Source organism: Lysinibacillus sp. A4 (assembly GCF_024919535.1).
GTDB lineage: Bacteria > Bacillota > Bacilli > Bacillales_A > Planococcaceae > Lysinibacillus > Lysinibacillus capsici.
In genome coordinates, this window is sequence record NZ_JANWTB010000003.1 from 55,459 (window position 1) to 76,876 (window position 21,418).

Here is a 21,418-nt window from a genome sequence, read left to right on the forward strand (position 1 = left end):
TAATTATGATACAGTCTCTTCCTTTTCTATTTATTTAACACAACCGTATTTAAGAACGTTCGTAAATCTTCTTCTTTAAGAGCTCCTACAAAGCGATTTACTTCTTTACCATCTTCGAAACGAATGAATGTTGGTGTTGCTTCAATATTATATTTTTCCCATAGATCATCGTATTCATAGACATTCAATTGAGCAATATCAACACCAAGCTCATCGGCAATTGGCATTAATACTGGTGTAAATGCTTGACAGTGTACACAGATTGGACTGAAGAAGTAAGCATTGACCGGTTCACCCGCTTTAATTTTAGCTTCTAGTTCGTCTGGTAACATAATGTTTTGATAGTTTTCATCATCCAATTGATCAATTGTTTCTTGTTTTAGCTTTTTATCGCCATAAGGGTTATTTGCACTTTCTAATTTACTTTTGTTTGAGACGTTGGTAAGCACAATAATTGCTGCAAATAAAACAACAATCACTGAACCAATAATTAATAATTTTTTCACTAAAGTAGTGACCTCCTTTTTTGCACTAAAAGCCCTAGTTTTAGTGCATTCGCGATTGATTATAAATTGTTTTGAAAACCTAGTAAACTAATTCGCCTTTAAATGAAGATATTTCACATTTATAACATAATTTCAAGTATATTTGGGAACATACATAGTGAGAGTTCATGAAAATTTGAATGTGGGGTGATCATGATGAAAAACTCGTTCCAGCATGTTTTTCAAATTTATACAAAAGATATCCGTAATATTGTCACAAACTGGGTCGTAGCTGTCATTATAGGTGGGCTAATTTTTCTTCCATCTCTTTATGCCTGGCTAAATATTTATGCCTCCATGGACCCTTACGCCCACACCTCTAATATGAAAATCGCGATTGTCAATGAAGATACGGGAACCACGGTAAGAGATGAAGCAATTAATGTCGGGAATGAAGTAATTGAGACTTTACGTACGAATAAAAGCTTTACTTGGAAGCTGGAAACAGAGAAAAAAGCTAAGGAACAATTAAAAAATGGTGATTACTTTGCAGTCATAATCATTCCAAATGATTTTTCGCAAAAACTAACCTCTATTTTAACCGACCAACCAACGAAGGCCCATATTGATTATTATGTAAATGAAAAAAAGAATCCTATTGCCCCTAAAATTACAAGTAAAGGAGCGAGCGTACTTACACAGCAGGTTTCGAATGAATTTGTATCCACCGTCAATGGGACACTTTTTTCTATTTTTAATTCAATTGGAATTGAAATGGAACGTGACATACCTGATTTTCGCAAATTCGAAAACTATGTTTTTACTATCGAACAGCATTTACCTGATATTAATTCATTTTTAACGCAAGCCTCTACTCAAGGAAAAGAGGCAAATCAATTACTTAATCAGGCGCTGACACAAGTTCCACAGGTGGAACAACTAACAACAGATGGTTTAACTACCATTCAAAAGGGTTTACATTTAGTGAATGAAGCAGATGCTTTATTTAATGAACTATCCCCTATCATCAAAAAGGATGTCACAACTGTTCAAAATATTGCCCAACATTTTACAGAGATCATCAATAAGCTCAATCGTATAAATTTTGACCCTGCCTCCATTACGCAAACGAAAGAGGCACTTAAAAATCAATTGTCAACTTCTAAAGACAACATAAACAAGAGTATTCAAACGCTTGAGGCACTGCAAAAATTAATTCAGGCAGATGCTTCGACTCGTAAGCAATTAGAAGACTCTTTAACAACCATTATTGGTTCTTTACAGGAAAGTAATGCCGAAGCGAATCAACCCATCATCGAACAGCTGACAGCCATTCGCGAAGCTTTGGAACATCCTCCAAACTTCATTGATTCTACGTCAAATGCGCTTAGCTCATTACAACAATTACAGACGCTACATGACGATTTACTAAATAAAGTGGATCAATTAAAGCCAATTGATAAAGATGTTATCAAGCAAGACATTACAGCTATTCAGCAAATCGCACAAAATGCTACAGCTAATTTACAAAAATTCTTATCCTATTATAGCGAAAGTCTAGAGCCACAAATTCGATCTACCCTTACCAGTGCGAAGCAAACTTTAACTAACGCTTCTACCATGCTGACAAATGTAAAACAATTCATACCTCAGGCAACAGATAAATTGACACAGGCCAAAAACACGCTAGGAACAGCAAATCAAGCTATTCAAAAAATACAAACTGAATTTCCAACTTTAAGTGCTAAAATCAAAGAATTAGCGAATAAGCTACGAACTTTAGAAGAAGAAGCGGATCTAGCAGAGATTGTGCAATTACTAAAAAATGATGTCAACGCCGAACGTGATTTCTTTGAGGAGCCTATTAAATTAAAGGAACATCGCGTATTCCCTATTGCGAACTATGGAACAGCCATGACACCGTTTTACACAGTACTCTCTATTTGGGTAGGCTGTTTACTGTTAATTTCATTATTGTCTGTGAATCTCCACGGAGATTCATCTTATAGTATTCGAGAAATTTACTTTGGTCGACTCTTAACATTTGCAACTTTCTCGTTTATTCAAACTCTCATTATTACCATTGGAGATATTTTCTTAGTAGACGGCTCCATTCAAGCACCTGCCTACTTTATCTTATTTGGACTTTTTATTAGTCTCGTATTTGTAACGGTTGTCTATACACTCGTATCCGTCTTCGGTAATGTAGGAAAAGCTTTAGCGATTGTGATGCTTGTGTTACAAATTGCAGGCTCTGGTGGAACCTATCCAGTCGAGTTATTGCCGAGGTTCTTCCAAATAATCAACCCTTTTTTACCATTTACGTATGCGATTGAAATGATGCGGGAAGCTGTCGGCGGAATTATTTGGTCAACAGTCTGGATGGACCTCATCTTCCTATTTGGTTTCTGGTTCATTTTTATCCTGTTCGGATTCTTCTTAAAAAAATTATTGAGCGAGAAAATGGAACATTTCATGAACAAAACACGTGGATTAGATATATTTCACTGATTTTCTACGAGGCGTCTGTAAATGTTTATGAAAACGATGTTATAATGGAAGTATTGTAAACATGTAGGAGGCGCTATTTTTGAAGAAATCGATTACTATTTTTGTTATATTGGCGTTACTGTTACTAAGTGCTTGTGGAGAAAATAAAAACAGTGCTGAAACCTCTCCTAAAGCAAATGACGCTTCACATGAAGGTCATGACCATGCAGAGGCATCTGGTGATATCCAAGAAGAAACGGCTTCTGCTGACGTCCTACCAACCTTTTTAGAGGGCAAGCAAGAAAATATACGCTTAGTCTATCAAATCGCTGGACAATCAACAGAGATTCTCGAATGGATGCCATGCTATTGCGGCTGTGGGGAATCTGCTGGCCATAAAAGTAATTTAAATTGCTTTATTCAGGAAAAACGTGAGGATGGTTCGATTGTTTGGGATGATCATGGGACACGCTGTTTAGTGTGCTTAGAGATTGCTGTCCAATCAGCACAACTGCACAAGGAAGGCAAGAGCTTAAAAGAAATTCGTCAGTTCATTGATGACACGTATAAAGAGGGCTATGCAAAACCAACACCAACGGACATGCCTGCATAAAAAAGCAAAGTCGCACATTCGCGACTTTGCTTTTATTGTTTCAGTTGATTTTTCTTTCGTTTACGAAGGATGATATACAGGATAACGGCAATGACAAGGATGAGCCCAGCAAATTCTGCCATTAAAACATAGGATATTTCACCTTTTTTAGCTACTTTCCCGTCTTCCTTATCAGCATTTTGATTTATGGCTACAACAAATTGCCCTTCTTTTGTTTCAATCGCAGCGTCTGCCTGGTGAATTCGTCTCTTTCAAGTGAGCATAAAAGTTACCTTTTACAGAGGCATTTTCTAATGAATGAATCCATAATAAAGGCTCTTTAAGCTGCCAGGAATTTTTTGTTATGAACACATATTGGCCAATTGCCACAGGTAAAAATCCTTGTGAGATAAGCTGCTCAGATGTGTGAGGGATTTTTGAGGATTGCTTGGCAAGCCATGTTAGCTGTTCCATTTCTCCCATAAAAATGACTGTTTTTTCATCGTCATCATCCTAATTAAAAGTTATTTACCCATAACGAATTCCCGATTTTTAATTATAGTATACAACAAATGGAATGGCTAAGTTTTTATATGAGTAATGTCACACATAATCTAGCCCTAAAATAAAAAAGATGCCCAATAAAGGTCTATAGACCCATTAGACATCTACATTTATTCAATCTAACCCAATTTCTTTGTATATATTTCTCTTGAAAACAAAATTGTTATTACAATGAATGGAATACATATACCAATTGTTTCGATTTTAGTGACGTTATTTGACAAGCTTCAAAATGGTTTTAAAATGTTCATGATCTGCACGTTGTAGTAGCTCATACAAGATCATTTCGGTGCTAGTTGGGTAAATACCGAGCGCATGCATCTTTGTAAGCCCAATTTCTTTATTTGCCTTTGTTCGAGAAGATACGGCATCTACAACAACCTCTACTTCAAATCCTTGTTCTTTCAGTTGTCTAGCCGATTGGTACACACAAATATGTGTTTCGATACCTGTCACAATGAATTGAGTACGTCCATTTTCCTTCATCGCCTCTACAAATGCCTCTTCTTGGCACGCACTAAAGGCCATTTTAGGAATCGGTTGCCCTTCTAAATGCTGAGCAATCTCAAGAGCCGTTCCCCCTAAACGACTTGGATTTTGTTCTAGCCATAAAATAGGTACTTCCAGTGCCTGCATTGCTTGTACGAGCTTTGCCACATTTTCAATTACCATTTCACTGTCATCAACAATTGTTGCTAACTTTCCTTGCACATCTACCACTACTAAACAAGCTTTCTCTACTGTAAACATCCTGAACACCTCTTTTTCTTTTCTTTATAATATTATACAAAAACCTGCTTATCTCTCGTAAAGTAATAAGGAGTTTTCTCTAACAATCGATTTTAATGGTTTTGCTTTAGCCTGTAGGTTTCATACTCCCGAGAAGGAAATACTTGTAAATTAAAACACGAACATTATCGTTTTTATGGCAACAAAAAATATTTAATATACGGAAAATATCACTTAATTTCAAAAATAACTTTCTATTTGTTCGTTTTTAATGAAAAATACCTGCTTAAATGTGTACATTTTGTTGCGAGTCTGTCTCCATTCTGCTCAAATATTAAGAATTTTATTTTTTCTCTTGAAAATTAGGTTATAATCCAGTAAAGTTCTGTTATTAACCAAACAAGGAGTGTACCACTTTGACACAACGTGCATACAATTTCAACGCAGGTCCATCTGCTCTACCACAAGAAGTATTAGAAAATGCTCAACAGCAATTAGTAAACTTCCGTGATTCAGGTATGTCCATTATGGAAATGAGTCACCGTAGTGCCATTTTTGATGAAGTACATAACGAAGCCATTACTTTATTAAAAAAACTTTATGCTATTCCTGAAAACTATGAGGTACTATTCTTACAGGGTGGAGCAAGCCTTCAGTTTACAATGGTGCCTATGAACTTCTTAACAACCGAGCAAAAAGCTAGCTATGTATTATCAGGCTCATGGTCTGAGAAAGCTTTTAAGGAAGCTAAATTATTTGGGACACCTGTTGAAGCTGCAAGCACAAAAGAAAACCAATACCGCAATATTCCTGCTTTAGAAGATATTCAATTCAATGAAGATGATGCATATGTTCACATCACATCCAATAATACGATATATGGTACGCAATGGAAAAACTACCCTGATACAGGAAATGTTCCATTAGTGGCAGATATGTCAAGTGACATCCTATCAAAACCCGTTGATATTGAAAAGTTCGGAATCATCTATGCTGGTGCTCAAAAAAACCTTGGTCCTTCAGGTGTAACGGTCGTAATTATTCGCAAAGATTTACTTGAAAAAGCCAATAAAAATATTCCGACGATGCTAAAGTATACAACACATGCTGATAGTAATTCACTTTATAATACACCTCCAACATTTGGGATCTATATGCTAGGCGAGGTGTTAAAATGGGTTGAAGCTAAAGGCGGCGTAACAGAAATTGAGAAACATAATGAATTAAAGGCCAAAGTCATTTATGATGCCATTGACAATAGTAATGGCTTCTACAAAGGCCATGCCACACCAGAAAGTCGTTCTTTAATGAACATTACATTCCGTGTTGCAGATGAGGAGCTGGAAAAATTATTCCTTGTAGAGGCAAAGGCAGCAGGTTTTGTTGGGCTGAATGGACATCGTTCTGTAGGTGGTTGTCGTGCTTCCACTTATAATGCAGTGCCCCTTGAGGCATGTGAAGCTTTACGAGATTTCATGGTAGATTTCCAACAAAAACATCAATAAACTTCTATTTAAAAGATGAATCTTTACAGAAATGTAAAGATTCATCTTTTTTTCGCGCTTGTAGAAGGAAATCAGAAATCTATTCCCATACCATTAGCTTGATTAGATGTTTATAGCAATATTTCAGCTTAGGGCTTTACACATTGCAAAAGTTTTTGAGAAAAATATAGATTTTTAAGCAGCCTATCGGACATATCGCCAGCCTCTAGCTATGCACCAAACATAGATTATTACTGTAAGGGTTACCCTTACGAAACTAGAGGAAGGGAGGTCTAGACAATGGAAGATAAAAGATATATGTCACATATGAACTGGCAAGGCTGTAAATGTCCTAAAAAAGAGGAAAAATGCTGTCAACGTAAAGTTGAAAAATGCCATTGCCAAAAAGAGGAAAAATGTCACTGTAAAAAAGAAGAAAAATGTACACCAAGAATGAGCAGCAACTGTAGAGGCTGTATTTGTCACCAATTAAGAAAATTAGAGCTAGCTACTACACTAGATATCTTCTTATCTGGAGGTATTAGCTTCTTAGGTGTGACTTTCATTTCCTTCGATCCAAGAAATTGCTGTGCATACTTCCTTGAGCCAGGTGCAGCAGCTGCTTCTCCTTTAATTGTAGATTGCAATAAAATTGTTGCGATTCGTCGAGTGGCAGTAGCTTAATCCTTTTAGAGGGTAGCCTTCTATTGGCACCCTCTTCTTACATAGAAAAAAACTCTGTCAACATTTAATGTGACAGAGTTTCATGCTTACAATCAGGACATTTACCGTATATTTCAAACTTATGATTTTCAATTTCATAATCAGGCAATTTTTCACCTAACATTTCCATTGGACAAAGATTAAGCTCTTTGACGTTGCCACAGTCCATACAGATAAAATGATGGTGATGATGCGCAGATTCACAGTGCATACGGAAATTACGTTCCCCTGATAGCTCTGTTTCTTCTAATATCCCAAGTTTCACAAAAGTAGCAAGGTTACGATAAATAGTATCAAAACTCATTCCCGGAAAATCTTTTTTTAAAACATCCAATAAATCACGGGCTGTTAGATATTTATCTGTTGCTGCAAACATATCTAATATTAACTCCCGTTTATCTGTTTTTTTATAGCCATTTTCCTTTAATATTTCCCACGCTCTTGAAATATTCATTGCGCTACCTCCCCCTGCTTTGCAGCTATTTTAAAGGCTACTTTCTTCCCTAGGATTACAAGTAACAAAATCAGAATAGAAGTGACAACAATCGTGCCTCCTGGCGCTAAATCCATATAAAATGCGCTAATTAGACCAATTAGTACAGCTGTTTCTCCAAAAACAATGGCATAAATGATGGTTTGCTTAAAGCCCTTTGCTAAGCGCATTGCTGCTGCAACAGGCAATGTCATTAGAGATGATACAAGTAAAATACCAACTATGCGCATACTTGCCGCAATGACAAGCGCTGTGACAATCATAAATAAAAGATGAACCCAACGAGCTGGAAGTCCACTAGCTTTTGCATATTCCTCATCAAAAGACAAAACAAATAATTCTTTAAAAAATAAAAACAAAAAGATTATCACAATGGCAGCAATGCCAATCACTACCCATAAGTCTTGACGAGATACAGCCGAAACTGAGCCGAATAAATAACTCATTAAATCTGTGCTAAAACCACTGGCAAGTGAAATAAAGATGGCGCTAATCCCAATACCACCTGACATGATAATAGGAATGGCAAGCTCCTCATAGTGCTTATACAAACGTCTTAAACGCTCAATCAAGACAGAGCCACTCACAGAGGCTAGTATTCCTAGATAAATAGGATTGAGCATTGCTAAGGCTGTTACTGATTGACTAATGTATAAGCTCCCAGCAATTCCAGCAAGTGTTACATGCGACAAAGCATCCGCAATCAAGGATAGCCTACGTACAACAATAAACACACCTAGCAGGGGCGCAAGTATGCCAATTAATAATCCAGAGAAAAAGGCATTTTGTAAAAATTCATAATGTAAAATTGCTTCAATCATATGCCTGCTCCTTCTAATGAATCTTTCTCACGGAATGGCCATACCAAGCGTCTAGCGCATCCTGAGAAATATTATCAAATTCATTTTTATAGCCGTGGAAGTGAATCGTTTGATTCAAACATGCCACATGGCTAATACGATTCGATACCGTATCGACATCGTGTGTGACAAGAATCATCGTAATTCCTTGTTCCCGATTTAATTTCGCCAGCATATCATAAAATGACTGCACATTCTCGTGATCAATGCCGACAGTTGGCTCATCTAAAATGAGCAGTTTGGGATCACTGACTAAAGCTCTTGCAATAAAAACACGTTGTTGTTGTCCACCAGATAGTTCTCCAATGTTGCGATTCATATAAGCATCCATACCAACTGCCTTTAAAGCTTCTTGAACTTTGTCTTTGGCATCTCGGCCAGGTCTTTTAAAAAGCCCTAATTTTTTCGTTAATCCACTTTTCACGACCTCTTGCACGGTTGCCGGGAACCCAGAATTAAAGGCATTGGATTTTTGCGAGACATAGCCAATCCATTCACGGTGCTTAAAATTTGCACTTGGTTCACCAAATAATTTTATGTCTCCGGATAAAGGTTTCAGCAAACCTAAAATAATTTTTAATAATGTTGATTTTCCCGAACCATTTGGGCCGAGAAGTGCTAAAAAATCTCCCTCTTCTACACGAAAAGAAATGTTTTTTAAAACTTGCGTATAGTCATATTGAAATGACACATTTTCAATGTCAATAAGTGTTGTTTTCATGCATGATCGCTTCTTTCTAATTCAAAATCATTACGATTTACAAATTGTAAGTATAAAGGAAAGTGCAGTTTTTGTAAAGAAAAGAAGATGGATGCTTTTTCGAATAGCTGATTGCAAGTGTATAAATGATTTCGTGAAAATTAATGAGATAAAGGAGGATTGACTTTGAGTATTCAATTTTTACAGCAATTAGCACAAAGCACGGATAAGGAAATTGTCGCGATTGCTCGTGAAGAAGGCTTTAGCATTACGACTTCTGAAGTAAAAAAACTTCGACCTTATTTGGAGCAATTCTCATTTTCTTGGCTATTTTTAGGGATTCCTAAAGATATTCTTGTTGAAGTGGAGGCCGTTTTAGGAAGAAAGCGCTCTCGTCAACTCATCGCCTTGTTTACAAAATAAAAAAAGCCCGAAATCAGAACTAGCCTGATTTCGGGTTATTTCTGTTAGCCTTTTAAAGCTTCAATATGCTCAGGTTTAAAAGTACCGCTTCGTAACATATCGATTTCCACTTTATACGGAGCTACCTTAGATTTAGCGTCACTCTTGAGAGGGACAAAGGGTGTTTCTAAAATTTTAGGAACATCCATTAATTGTGGATGGTGTACGACATAGTTAAGGGCATCAAACCCAATATGACCAAAGCCAATATTTTCGTGACGATCCTTACCTGCACCGCGCACATTTTTGGAGTCATTGATATGCAATACTTTAATGCGTTCCACGCCTATCATTTTATCAAATTCGTTTAATACACCATCAAAATCTTCCACGATATTATAGCCAGCATCATGTGTATGACAGGTATCAAAGCATATAGAAAGTCGCTCGTTATTCGTTACACCATCAATAATTTTAGCAAGTTCTTCAAAGGAACGTCCACATTCTGTTCCCTTCCCTGCCATGGTTTCTAATGCAATTTGAACGGGATAGTCCTGAGATAATACCTCATTCAAACCTTCAATAATTTTAGCAATACCAGCATCAGCACCAGCTCCTACATGGGCACCAGGGTGTAAAACAATTTGCGTTGCCTCCAGTGCAGCAGTACGTTCAATTTCCGATTGTAGAAAATCTACACCGAGACGGAATGTTTCTGGTTTTTCCGTATTGCCAATATTAATAATGTAAGGTGCATGTACAACAATATTGGTCATCCCATGCTCTTTCATATGCAGGAGTCCATTCATAATGTTTAAGTCAGCAATGGCTTTGCGACGTGTATTTTGCGGTGCTCCAGTATAAATCATAAATGTATTGGCTCCGTATGACAGTGCCTCTTTACTAGAGCCAAGTAGCATTTCTTTCCCGCTCATCGAAACATGTGAGCCAAGTAACATGTAAAAGCCCCCTTATTTTTTACCGCGTGCCTTTAAGCGACGTTCACGTTTTTTAATTTTTTCCATTTCCCACTTCATATTACGTTTATAGCCAGGTTTTACCTTTTTAGGCTTACGTACCAACGCTTTTGCTTTCACATCAATTTCATTCTCTTGCTTCACACGATTTTTACGGGCATGACGCTCTTTTAACTCTGACCATTCGCCATCTTTTACATCTTTTTGCACAAAAGGAATGCCCATTTTTTCTACGCGCACTACTGCATCCTCGTCTGATGGCTCAAATAAAGTAATGGCTGTCCCTTTATTGCCTGCACGCGCTGTTCGACCAACGCGGTGAATAAAGAATTCTAAGTCCTCTGGAATCTCGTAGTTAATAACATGAGAAATGCCTTGGATATCAATACCACGAGCAGCTAAGTCAGTTGCTACAATGTATTGGTAGTCAAGATCACGGATTTGCTTCATCATTTTTTTACGATCACGTGGACTTAAATCACCGTGAATTTGGCCACAACGGATACCATGCTCATTTAAATAGCCAGCAACGTGTTCTGCTGTCTTACGTGTGTTGGTAAAGATAACAGCTAAAAAGGGATTAATGCCCTCAATGACTTCTAATAAACGTTTATTACGCGATTTTGAGCGCACTGGTACAAGTACAAAATCGATACCTTCTGCCACTGGTCGTTTATCATTCATATGGACATGCACTGGTGCTTCCATGTATTTCTTTAAAAACGGCTGAAGTTTTTCTGGTATTGTTGCAGAGAAAACATACATTTCAAGCTTTTCGGGCATCTGTGAAGCAAATCCATCAATCTCTTCAATGAAGCCCATATCAAAAGCTAGATCCGCTTCATCGACAACTAAAATTGGTGCTGTATGCACAAATAACGCTTGTGCTGAAACAAGGTCACGAATACGTCCTGGTGTTCCAACAACAATTTGTGGCTGTGTTTTTAATTTATCAATGGAGCGTTGTTTGTCCGTACCCCCAATAAATAGTTTTGCTTGAATAGCTGTTCCTTCTATTAATTGATTTAATGCATCAAAAATTTGCTGTGCTAACTCTCGTGTAGGAGAAGTAATAACGGCCTGTACTTCCTGTTTTTCTACATCAATACGTTGAACAATTGGAATTAAAAAACTATGTGTTTTCCCTGTTCCTGTATGTGCCTGTCCAATAGCACTTTTCCCTTTTAATAAAAGCGGAATAATTTCTTTTTGAATTGGTGTCGGTTCTGTAAAGCCAAGATTTGCAATGGCGTCCTGCAAAAATGGCTGAAAATTATAATCAGTATATTTTGACATCATTCGTTCCTCCTAACATCTTTTTCATTGTACCATGATTCGAACTTTAAGGTATATTTACGTCCTATTTCTTACTAGCATAAACATATTTTTAATGTTTTATTATCACCGTAACAAAGCCCTTATCAAAGGTACTTGAAATACGCAGAATATGCAATCATAAAAGCGCTGTAACAATGTTCGAAAACGCTTGTAATATGTAATTTTTATGTCAATTTATAGGGAACTAATGATTAGCAGATTCCCCACATGTTATGATAGAGCTGTAAGATATTATGGGAGGTTGGTAGATTATGAAAGCAGCAAGATGGTATAAAGCAAAAGACATCCGTGTAGAAAACATTGAAGAACCAGTCATCGCACCTGGAAAAGTAAAAATCAAAGTACATTGGACAGGGATTTGTGGCAGTGATTTACATGAATACGCAGCTGGGCCAATCTTTATTCCAGTGGAGCAACCTCACTATGTAAGTAAAGACATCGCACCTATTGTAATGGGACATGAATTTTCAGGTGAAGTAGTTGAAATTGGCGATGGTGTTACATCTGTTAAAATCGGTGATCCTGTAGTAGTAGAACCAATCCTTGCATGTGGCGAATGTGCTGCCTGTAAAAAAGGTAAATATAATATTTGTAAACATTTAGGTTTTCACGGTCTTTCAGGCGGTGGCGGTGGATTCTCCGAATATACAATGGTAGATGAAAAAATGGTTCACAAAATGCCAGAAGGGCTTTCTTATGAGCAAGGAGCACTTGTTGAACCAGCAGCAGTCGCTTTACATGCTGTGCGTCAAAGTAAATTAAAAGCCGGTGACAAAGCTGCCGTCTTTGGAACAGGACCAATCGGGCTACTTGTCATTGAAGCATTACGTGCAGCGGGCGCATCAGAAATCTATGCTGTAGAGCTTTCAGCAGAGCGTGCCGCAAAAGCTTTAGAACTTGGTGCAACAGCCGTCATTAATCCTAAAGAGGAAGATGCCGTTGCGCGTCTACATGAATTAACAAATGGTGGTGTAGATGTTGCCTTTGAAGTAACGGGCGTTCCTGTGGTATTACAACAAGCTATTGACTCAACAACTTTTGAAGGTGAAACAATCATCGTGTCGATTTGGGAGTCTACAGCTGCTATCCAACCGAACAATATCGTTCTATCAGAGCGAACAGTCAAAGGAATTATTGCCTACCGCGATATTTTCCCAGCCGTAATGGAGCTGATGACCCAAGGTTACTTCCCTGCAGACAAGCTTGTTACGAAACGAATTGCTCTTGATGAAGTGGTAACAGAAGGCTTTGAGGCATTAATGATGGAACGTAATCATATTAAAATTCTTGTAAATTCTCAAGCATAAAATACGATCAGGTAGAGAATAAAGCATTTCTCTACCTGATTTTATAGTTATTATTCTTGTCTATTATCCATTTTTTTCATGATAGTTAAATTCGCCATTAGAACGTTCACTTTATTTTCTCCAAAGATTCCTAGTGTTCGTTTCTCCGTATTTTCTTCAATGATTTTTTCAATCTCTTCTTCTGAAAGACCGCTTGCTAGGGCAATGCGCTTCACTTGAATGTTTGCAGCCTTCACACTAATATGTGGATCCAGCCCTGAGCCAGAAGCTGTCATTAAATCTGCAGGTATATCTTGGCGTTTTACTGTTGGGTTTGCAAGTAGAAACTTCTTGATATCTGCTTCAATTCGCTTCTTCAATTCTGGATTAGATGGTGCATAGTTAAAAGTTCCAGAAGTCACACCACTATAATTTAACTGACCATTTTTGTCTGGTACCGTATCATCCTCAGTATAAACATTGTAATGAATGGCTGAAACACGTCCCCAGAAATATGATGGTGCTGAAAAGGATTGACCGATCAGTTCTGAACCAACAGCTTTACCATTGATTTCTAGTAAACTACCATTTGCTTGATGATGGAGTAATCCTTGAGCTAAAGCAGTCACCGCAAAAGGATAGATTAGCCCACACAGTATAAACATTGTTATTGTAATCAGAATTGCTTGCTTTAAGTTCATAAATAGTTTTCGCATGTACCTTCCTCCTATAGCCCAAAACTACGGCATAGTGGACCAACTAGTATGTCAATTAACTTAATCCCAATAAAAGGAGCTATAATACCACCTATACCATAGACTAATAAATTTTTATTCAAAAGTTTTGTAGCACTCATTGGTTTATACGTTACTCCCTTTATTGCAATTGGAATTAACAAGGGAATAATGACTGCATTAAAAATTAAGGCAGAAATAATCGCACTTGTTGAAGAATTAAGTTTCATTATGTTTAATGCGCTCATCTCAGGTACAGCCACCATCAACATAGCAGGTATGATGGCAAAATATTTTGCTATATCGTTAGCGATACTAAATGTTGTTAAAGCGCCACGTGTCATCAGAAGCTGCTTCCCTATCTCTACAATTTCAATAATTTTAGTTGGATTTGAATCTAAATCAACCATATTAGCTGCTTCTTTTGCTGCATTTGTACCTGAATTCATTGCAAGCCCAACATTGGCCTGCGCTAACGCTGGTGCATCATTTGTACCATCACCAGTCATTGCTACTACCTTCCCTTGTGCCTGTTCATCCTTAATGACTTGAATCTTGTCCTCAGGTTTGCTTTCTGCGATAAAGCTATCTACTCCAGCTTCCTTTGCAATGGCTGCTGCTGTAAGTGGATTATCTCCTGTACACATAATGGTTTTAATCCCCATTTCACGAAGCTGTTCAAAACGTTCCTTTAGTCCAGCCTTGACAATATCCTTTAGATAAATAACGCCTAAAATTTTATCATTCAGTGCTACGACCAGAGGCGTCCCCCCTACTGTAGATACTTGTTGAACCAGCAACTCTAGATTTGAAGGAATACTGTACCCTGCCTTCAAACTCTCTCTTTTTATCGTATCATAGGCACCTTTTCGAATTTTTGTGCCATCCACCCTATCCAAGCCACTCATTCGTGTTTGTGCAGTAAAGGGAATATGTTTACTTGTCTGGATAATGCTTTTTTCACCGTCCGTATTCACCCCTAATTCGCAAGCAAGCGATAAGATAGATTTTCCCTCAGGTGTATCATCTGTTAGAGAACTAAGCCATGCAGCTTGCATTAACTCTTCCCTGGCAACTCCTTTTACTGGTAGAAACTCAGCTGCCATTCGATTGCCATATGTTATCGTGCCAGTCTTATCTAAGATTAATGTATCCACATCTCCACAGGCTTCCACCGCTCTCCCAGACATTGCGATGACGTTAAATTGTGTTACCCTATCCATACCTGCAATACCAATTGCGGATAATAATCCACCAATCGTTGTAGGAATTAAACAAACTGTAAGTGCTATTAATGTTGCGATAGAAATTGGCACATTCAAATACATAGTCATTGGATAGAGGGACACTACCACTAACAGAAAGATAATTGTTAAACTTACTAGAAGTGTATTAAGGGCTATTTCATTTGGTGTTTTTTTACGGCTAGCCCCTTCAATTAGCGTAATCATTTTATCCAGAAATGATTCGCCAGGCAATGAAGTAATTTCAATCATCAACCAATCACTCGTAACCGTCGTACCACCCGTAACGGATGAAAAATCTCCACCTCGTTCTTTTACAACAGGGGCAGATTCACCTGTTATTGCCGATTCATCCACAGTAGCAATGCCATCAATGACTTCCCCATCATTTGGAATTACCTCTCCAGCTTGAACTAATACAATATCTCCTTTTTTTAGGTCATTGGCCTGTTTAAGGATTTCCGTACCATCATGAAGCAACACACGAGCCTGTGTCACTGTCTTTGTTTTTTTTAAAGTTTGAACTTGTGCTTTACCTCTTCCTTCTGCAATTGACTCTGCAAAATTAGCAAATAGAATTGTAACAAAAAGTAGGATAGCAACTATTCCATTGTATAATCGAGCATGTTCTTCTACTACACTCCCAAACATATTTGGAAAAAGAACTAATAGCACCACAAACAAAAATCCTACTTCTACAACAAACATAACAGGATTTTTTAGCATATAAGTGGGACTAAACTTTTTTAAAGCGTCTATCATTGCATTTTTCAGCATCTTACTTGTCAAAAAACTCTTTCTTACTGTTTCCATATGCTCACTCCTCCATTAAGAATAAAGTTGTAAATGCTCTGTAATTGGACCAAGTGCTAAAGCTGGTAAAAATGTTAATGCACCAATCATTAAAACGATAGCCACTAGTAAAAAAGTAAAAGTAGTATTATCCGTTTTTAATGTTCCTATTGAATCACTGTGCCAAAATTTTTTGGCAAGTAGTGACGCAATCGCAAGTTGAATGATAATGGTTAAATATCGTCCAAAGAACATTGCAAGTCCTGTTGTCACGTTCCAAAATGTGGAATTATCTGCTAACCCTTCGAACCCTGAGCCGTTGTTGGCAGAGGCTGAAGCAAATTCATATAAAACCTGTGATAATCCGTGAGCACCTGGATTCGTTATGCCTGCTATTCCTGTTGGTGTTACAACTGCTAGTGCTGAAAATAGCAAAATAATAGCCGGATGAATCAAAATGCATAGAGCAATTAATTTCATTTCTTTCTCTTCAATCTTTTTACCTAAAAACTGAGGAGATCGCCCAATCATTAAACAGGCAATAAAAATTGTTAGTAGAACATACATCATCATGTTCATCAGGCCGACCCCTTTACCACCAAACACAACATTTAGCATCATATTAAACATCGGTACTAGACCCCCAAGAGGCGTCAATGTATCGTGCATATTGTTAACAGATCCTGTTGTAAACGCAGTAGTGACAGTGGTAAATAATGCTGATTGTACTACTCCAAAACGCATTTCTTTTCCTTCCATGCTCCCTAGCTCCTGTGTTATACCGAGTTCACTTATAATTGGATTACCAGCCTTCTCTGCTATGTACACAGTCACTAATCCGAGTAGAAACAATATACTCATTGCTGCAAAAATAGCTAAACCTTGTTTTCCAAAAATAGTTTTCTTTTTTCTATAAGCAATCATCAAACTAAAGGCAACTACACAAGCGCCCGGCAATAGCATCATCGATAACATCTCCACTATATTTGAGAGAACGGTTGGATTTTCAAAAGGTGTTGTTGAATTGGCTCCGTTAAAGCCCCCACCATTCGTACCTATATGCTTAATCGATTCTAGAGAAGCAACAGGTCCAAGTGCAATATCTTGTAATTTTCCTTCGATCGTTTGTACTGTTTTATTTGCACTTAAGGTTTGTGGTGTCCCTTGAGATACTAAAATAATGGCAACAATGATGGAGATAGGCATTAAAATACGCGTAATAACACGAACAAAATCAATAAAGAAATTCCCAATAGTATCTGTTTTCGCAACAAGGCGACGACAAAACGCCATACAAGCTGCATAACCAGTAGCTGCAGATGTAAACATCATGAAGATAATGACTAGCATCTGTGATAAATAACTGAGTCCAGATTCACCGCTATAATGTTGAAGATTTGTATTGGTTATAAAAGAAATAATCGTGTTAAATGAAAGTGTAGCTTCCATATTGCTAATATTATTTGGATTTAAAAACAGGAATGATTGAATGCGCAACAAAAAATATCCAATAAAAACCATAATTGCATTTGTAAGTATTAATGAAAGTACATATTCTTTACCATTCATATCTACTTGTTTAATGCCACACAATTTATAAATTACTGCATCAACTTTGTCTAAAATAGGATCAAGCCATGTTTTTTGATGTAATGTTACCCGATATAGATAATGCCCAGTTAAGATAACGAGCGGTAAATAAATAATTAATACTATGGCTATTTGCCACATAGTGCATTACCTCCTAACAGCCTTTAATAATTTTCAGGACAAAGTAATGCATGCCCTAGATAACCAAACAAGAATACAAGTACAATCCCGATAAAAATCCACATTCCTATCTCCTCCTTATTGCTCATCCACTAGTTTGAAGCACCATGTAGTTAATGACAAAAGACTTCCGAAGCTTATCAGTAACAATACAACCATATAAAAGTCCATCAATAAAATACCCCTCCTTCATTTAGGTTGTTCTCATCATACTGACTTTCAAATTAATGTAGTGTTAGGAAATCTACTTTTCTATTAAGAAAGCATAAAGAGGCAAAATCTTTATACTTTCTTAATGGGAGTTAACGCTATAATACAAATGAGGTGAACGAGGATGGAAAATACACGTCCAACTCCTGAGATGTTTTTAGCAAGACTTCAACAGGAGCAACAAATTTTAGGGAATTTAAAAATCTTTCTCGGTTATGCTGCTGGAGTAGGTAAAACTTACGCAATGTTAGATGCAGCACATCAAGCTCAAAAATTAGGTAAAGATGTGGTGGTTGGCTATGTAGAACCACATCCTCGTCCAGATACGTTAGCTTTACTAGAAGGGCTTGAGCAAATTCCGACGAAAAAAATAACCTATAGAGGAAAAGCTTTTTATGAATTAGATATTGATGCCGTATTGCAGCGCAAGCCAGAAATTGTTCTTATCGATGAATTGGCACATTCCAATGTTCCAACAATGCGGCACAAGAAGCGTTTTGGAGATGTTGAAGAACTACTGTCAAAGGGAATTCATGTTTATACAACTGTAAATATTCAACATATTGAAAGCCTTCATGACTTAGTAGAAGAAATTACTGACATTAAAGTACGAGAGCGTATCCCTGATTACTTAATTGATCAAGCATCTCAAATAAAAGTTGTAGACATTGAACCAGATGAACTAATACAACGCCTACAAGAAGGTAAAGTTTATGCAAAACAACAAGCGGAAAAAGCACTGCATTCTTTTTTCCGCAAACAAAATTTAGTATCATTACGAGAAATTGCATTACGTAGAGCAGCGGATACAATCAACTATAAACAAATAAACAACCATGAATCTGTCAAACACCCTGTACAAATTGAAGAACACCTACTAGTTGGTATCAGTAGTTCTCCTACAAATGCAAAAGTTATTAGAACCACTGCAAGACTTGCACAAGCATTACACGGTAAATTTACTGCTCTTTATGTACAAAACCTGCAGGAGCAAGAAGGAAGTAGTGCAAATTCAGAACGATTACAACAACACATTAAACTTGTGGAACAGCTTGGCGGCCATGTCGTCATCGTTCAAGAAGACGACGTAGCAGCAGCCCTTGCTAATTATGCTCAAATTAGTGGGGTCACGAAACTTGTTATCGGACGAACAAGTATGAGGAAAAAATGGTGGCGACCAAGCACAAAAATAAGTGACCGCCTGAATGAATTTGTTCCGAACTTAGCCCTACACATAGTACCAGATCAAGAAAATGAACCATTTTATTTTCCTATTATAAGTAATAAATTATCATTTGAATGGCTTGATTTGTTCAAAATGTTTATCGTATTTTGCTTCATATCAATTGTCGGCTTGTATCTATATTCAATAGGTATAAGCGAGTCAAACATCATTACAATTTACATTTTAGGGGTCCTCATCCTTGCTATTTGGTCAACTGGATCGATGATGAGTATTATTAACTCCATTATTGCTGTCTTACTTTTTAATTACTTTTTTACAGAGCCTCGATTTTCATTTGATGCTTATCATCGTGACTATCCAATGACATTTTTTATCATGTTTATCTCTGGCGTAATTACGAGTAGCTTAACAAAAAAGATAAAGGAGCAAACCATTATAGCCATTCGTAAATCTTATCGAATGGAGGTGCTCCTTGAAACAAATCGTAGGCTTCAACATGCTAAGTCTATTGAAGAAATAATAGTTGAAGGCATGTCTCAAATTGTTAAATTAGTAGAAAAGCCTGTACAATTTTTCGAAATAAATAACCAGGTAATTGAGAAATCATCTTTCTTTCGTACTGAAACAATGTCTAGTAGTGAAAATCAAAAAATAGCTGTACTTTTCGATAATCCAAATGAATGTGGTGTTGTTAGTTGGGTTACAAATAATAGGCATGTAGCAGGTGTATCTACAGACATCTTTCCTGAAGTGAACGCTTATTATATACCTGTTATTTCTAATGGAGATGTGAAGGGTGTTATAGGTATTGCCCTATCTAAAGTCTCCCCATTGCCTGCATTTGAGCGCAATATTTTGCACGCCATTATTAATGATTTTTCATTCGCTTTGGATAAATGGTATTTACAGAAACTTAATGAGGAAGTAGCGCGAGAAGCTGAAATGGAACAGATGCGAGCTAACCTTTTACGTGCAATCTCTCATGACCTTAGGACACCACTCACTGCTATCTCTGGAAATGCAGATATCTTACTCAACAATGCACCACTAATACCAGAGATTGAAAAAAATAAATTGTATGAAGATATTTATAAAAATTCAAAATGGCTTGTACAAATGGTTGAAAATTTACTAGCTGTATCTAAGTTAGAGGATGGGCAATTTGCGTTAGAAATGCAAATTGAACTAGTAGAAGATATTATTCAAGAGGCACTTTCCCATGTTATTCGTCAAAACAATACACATAAAATATCTTATGAAATTAAACCTGAGTTTTTATTTGCTTTAATGGATGCTCGACTCATCATACAAGTTTTCATTAATATTATCGATAATGCATTGACTTACACCCCACCAGGTAGTGCCATTACGATCATAGTGAAAGAATCAGATGGATTCGTAAGTTTTAGTATTTCTGATAATGGGCCTGGAATCGATGACGCTTTAAAAAGTAGCTTGTTTGAACCATTTACAACTGGAAAAGTACAACGCAGTGATAGTAGACGTGGTCTTGGTTTAGGCTTAGCACTCTGTCAAACAATTTTAAAATTACATGGTAGTAGCATAAACGTTTCAGATAATAAACCACAAGGAACGATTTTTAACTTTTCGCTGAAAAAAGGAGTAATGAAATTTGATGAGTAAAAGAATTCTAGTAGTTGAGGACGATGTAGCAATTGCCAATTTAATTAAAATGACATTAGCGACAAACCATTATGAATTCGACATTGCACGTGATGGTAATAGTGCCCTTCAAAAGGCTCTTACCATAAAACCTGACGTTTTTATTTTAGATTTAGGTCTACCAGACATAGATGGCGTAGAACTAATCACAAAAATTAGAAGTTGGAATCAAACACCAATTATCGTCGTAAGTGCTCGTGGAGAAGAACATGATAAAATTAATGCTTTGGATGCAGGTGCAGATGATTATGTAACAAAGCCATTTAGTGTGGAAGAATTATTAGCAAGAATTCGGGTTGCCTTAAGAAGAATGGCCTATGAACAACCACTTGAAAAAGAGAATCCCATTTTCACAAATGGTTATCTTCAAATTAATTATGTTGATCATACAGTATTTGTAAATGGAAAAGAAATACATGTGACGCCGATTGAATATAAACTTTTAATTGTTTTATCCAAAAATGTTGGGAAAGTTCTAACACATAATTATATTTTAAAGGAAATCTGGCAAAACGCTCTTCAATCAGATGTTCCAAGTTTACGAGTTTTTATGGCTACACTTCGAAAAAAAATAGAAGTTAATCCAGCACAGCCCAAACTTATTCAGACACATGTACGGGTAGGCTACCGAATGCTTCGCTATCATGAAGAGGATGAATGAATATGGAGCCTAAGG

At 37.0% G+C, this 21,418-nt stretch carries 19 protein-coding genes; 8 read left to right on the forward strand and 11 right to left on the reverse strand.

Annotated features, from left to right (window positions below):
• Positions 1-26 precede the first annotated feature (26 nt).
• Positions 27-506, reverse strand: coding sequence for a thioredoxin family protein (locus NY607_RS05595; protein ID WP_048392230.1), 480 nt, complete (start codon positions 504-506; stop codon positions 27-29).
• Between the two features lie 195 nt (positions 507-701).
• On the opposite strand from NY607_RS05595, the gene NY607_RS05600 reads away from it, so the two are divergent.
• The gene (locus NY607_RS05600) at positions 702-2,996 is read left to right on the forward strand and encodes a YhgE/Pip domain-containing protein (protein ID WP_131520581.1); all 2,295 of its coding nucleotides are present in this window, start codon (positions 702-704) and stop codon (positions 2,994-2,996) included.
• A gap of 79 nt (positions 2,997-3,075) precedes the next feature.
• Positions 3,076-3,588 carry a PCYCGC motif-containing (lipo)protein gene (locus tag NY607_RS05605; RefSeq protein WP_131520580.1) on the forward strand — a complete coding sequence of 171 codons (513 nt, stop codon included), beginning with the start codon at positions 3,076-3,078 and terminating at the stop codon, positions 3,586-3,588.
• Positions 3,589-3,804: 216 nt separating this feature from the next.
• On the opposite strand, the gene NY607_RS05610 is transcribed toward NY607_RS05605, so the two are convergent.
• Positions 3,805-4,041 (reverse strand): hypothetical protein, encoded by a 237-nt coding sequence (locus NY607_RS05610; protein WP_259419302.1) that lies wholly within the window; start codon positions 4,039-4,041, stop codon positions 3,805-3,807.
• 303 nt (positions 4,042-4,344) lie between these two features.
• The gene (locus tag NY607_RS05615; protein WP_131520578.1) at positions 4,345-4,881 is read right to left on the reverse strand and encodes a hydrolase; all 537 of its coding nucleotides are present in this window, start codon (positions 4,879-4,881) and stop codon (positions 4,345-4,347) included.
• 395 nt (positions 4,882-5,276) lie between these two features.
• Here NY607_RS05615 and serC point away from each other — a divergent pair, with 395 nt between their 5' ends.
• Positions 5,277-6,365, forward strand: coding sequence for a 3-phosphoserine/phosphohydroxythreonine transaminase (serC, locus tag NY607_RS05620; RefSeq protein WP_131520577.1), 1,089 nt, complete (start codon positions 5,277-5,279; stop codon positions 6,363-6,365).
• 279 nt (positions 6,366-6,644) lie between these two features.
• Positions 6,645-7,028, forward strand: coding sequence for a hypothetical protein (locus NY607_RS05625; RefSeq protein WP_048392221.1), 384 nt, complete (start codon positions 6,645-6,647; stop codon positions 7,026-7,028).
• 64 nt (positions 7,029-7,092) lie between these two features.
• On the opposite strand, the gene NY607_RS05630 is transcribed toward NY607_RS05625, so the two are convergent.
• Genes NY607_RS05630 through NY607_RS05640 form a run of 3 tightly spaced genes read right to left on the reverse strand, consistent with a single transcriptional unit; the run spans position 7,093 to position 9,141 of the window.
• Positions 7,093-7,521 (reverse strand): Fur family transcriptional regulator, encoded by a 429-nt coding sequence (locus NY607_RS05630; protein ID WP_004227247.1) that lies wholly within the window; start codon positions 7,519-7,521, stop codon positions 7,093-7,095.
• Positions 7,518-8,381, reverse strand: coding sequence for a metal ABC transporter permease (locus tag NY607_RS05635; protein WP_131520576.1), 864 nt, complete (start codon positions 8,379-8,381; stop codon positions 7,518-7,520). Before NY607_RS05635 ends, NY607_RS05630 begins: the two co-directional genes overlap by 4 nt.
• Before the next feature lie 13 nt (positions 8,382-8,394).
• Positions 8,395-9,141, reverse strand: a complete 747-nt coding sequence (locus NY607_RS05640) for a metal ABC transporter ATP-binding protein (RefSeq protein ID WP_131520575.1) — start codon at positions 9,139-9,141, stop codon at positions 8,395-8,397.
• 165 nt (positions 9,142-9,306) lie between these two features.
• Here NY607_RS05640 and NY607_RS05645 point away from each other — a divergent pair, with 165 nt between their 5' ends.
• Positions 9,307-9,543: a Nif11 family protein gene (locus tag NY607_RS05645; protein ID WP_004227236.1), complete on the forward strand. Its 237-nt coding sequence runs from the start codon at positions 9,307-9,309 to the stop codon at positions 9,541-9,543.
• 44 nt (positions 9,544-9,587) lie between these two features.
• On the opposite strand, the gene NY607_RS05650 is transcribed toward NY607_RS05645, so the two are convergent.
• Together NY607_RS05650 and NY607_RS05655 are read right to left on the reverse strand one after the other, a co-directional pair.
• On the reverse strand, positions 9,588-10,481 hold the full coding sequence (locus tag NY607_RS05650) for a deoxyribonuclease IV (protein ID WP_259419303.1): 894 nt from the start codon (positions 10,479-10,481) through the stop codon (positions 9,588-9,590).
• Between the two features lie 12 nt (positions 10,482-10,493).
• Complete coding sequence (locus tag NY607_RS05655) at positions 10,494-11,795, reverse strand: DEAD/DEAH box helicase (protein WP_048392216.1); 1,302 nt, start codon at positions 11,793-11,795, stop codon at positions 10,494-10,496.
• Between the two features lie 293 nt (positions 11,796-12,088).
• On the opposite strand from NY607_RS05655, the gene NY607_RS05660 reads away from it, so the two are divergent.
• Positions 12,089-13,144, forward strand: a complete 1,056-nt coding sequence (locus NY607_RS05660) for a 2,3-butanediol dehydrogenase (RefSeq protein ID WP_259419304.1) — start codon at positions 12,089-12,091, stop codon at positions 13,142-13,144.
• Between the two features lie 50 nt (positions 13,145-13,194).
• Here the strand turns inward: NY607_RS05660 and kdpC are convergent, their stop codons facing one another.
• From kdpC to kdpA, 3 genes are read right to left on the reverse strand one after another with little or no spacing between them, the layout of a single operon-like run.
• Positions 13,195-13,839: a potassium-transporting ATPase subunit KdpC gene (gene kdpC / locus NY607_RS05665; protein WP_115674097.1), complete on the reverse strand. Its 645-nt coding sequence runs from the start codon at positions 13,837-13,839 to the stop codon at positions 13,195-13,197.
• 11 nt (positions 13,840-13,850) lie between these two features.
• Positions 13,851-15,914 carry a potassium-transporting ATPase subunit KdpB gene (kdpB, locus tag NY607_RS05670; protein WP_103118447.1) on the reverse strand — a complete coding sequence of 688 codons (2,064 nt, stop codon included), beginning with the start codon at positions 15,912-15,914 and terminating at the stop codon, positions 13,851-13,853.
• Between the two features lie 15 nt (positions 15,915-15,929).
• A complete protein-coding gene (gene kdpA / locus NY607_RS05675) occupies positions 15,930-17,624 on the reverse strand; it encodes a potassium-transporting ATPase subunit KdpA (RefSeq protein ID WP_054550105.1) in 1,695 nt (564 codons plus the stop codon).
• A gap of 373 nt (positions 17,625-17,997) precedes the next feature.
• Between kdpA and NY607_RS05680 the strand changes: the two genes are divergently transcribed.
• Positions 17,998-20,703: a sensor histidine kinase gene (locus NY607_RS05680; RefSeq protein ID WP_259419305.1), complete on the forward strand. Its 2,706-nt coding sequence runs from the start codon at positions 17,998-18,000 to the stop codon at positions 20,701-20,703.
• Positions 20,696-21,403, forward strand: coding sequence for a response regulator transcription factor (locus tag NY607_RS05685; protein WP_004227221.1), 708 nt, complete (start codon positions 20,696-20,698; stop codon positions 21,401-21,403). Before NY607_RS05680 ends, NY607_RS05685 begins: the two co-directional genes overlap by 8 nt.
• Positions 21,404-21,418: the final 15 nt, after the last annotated feature.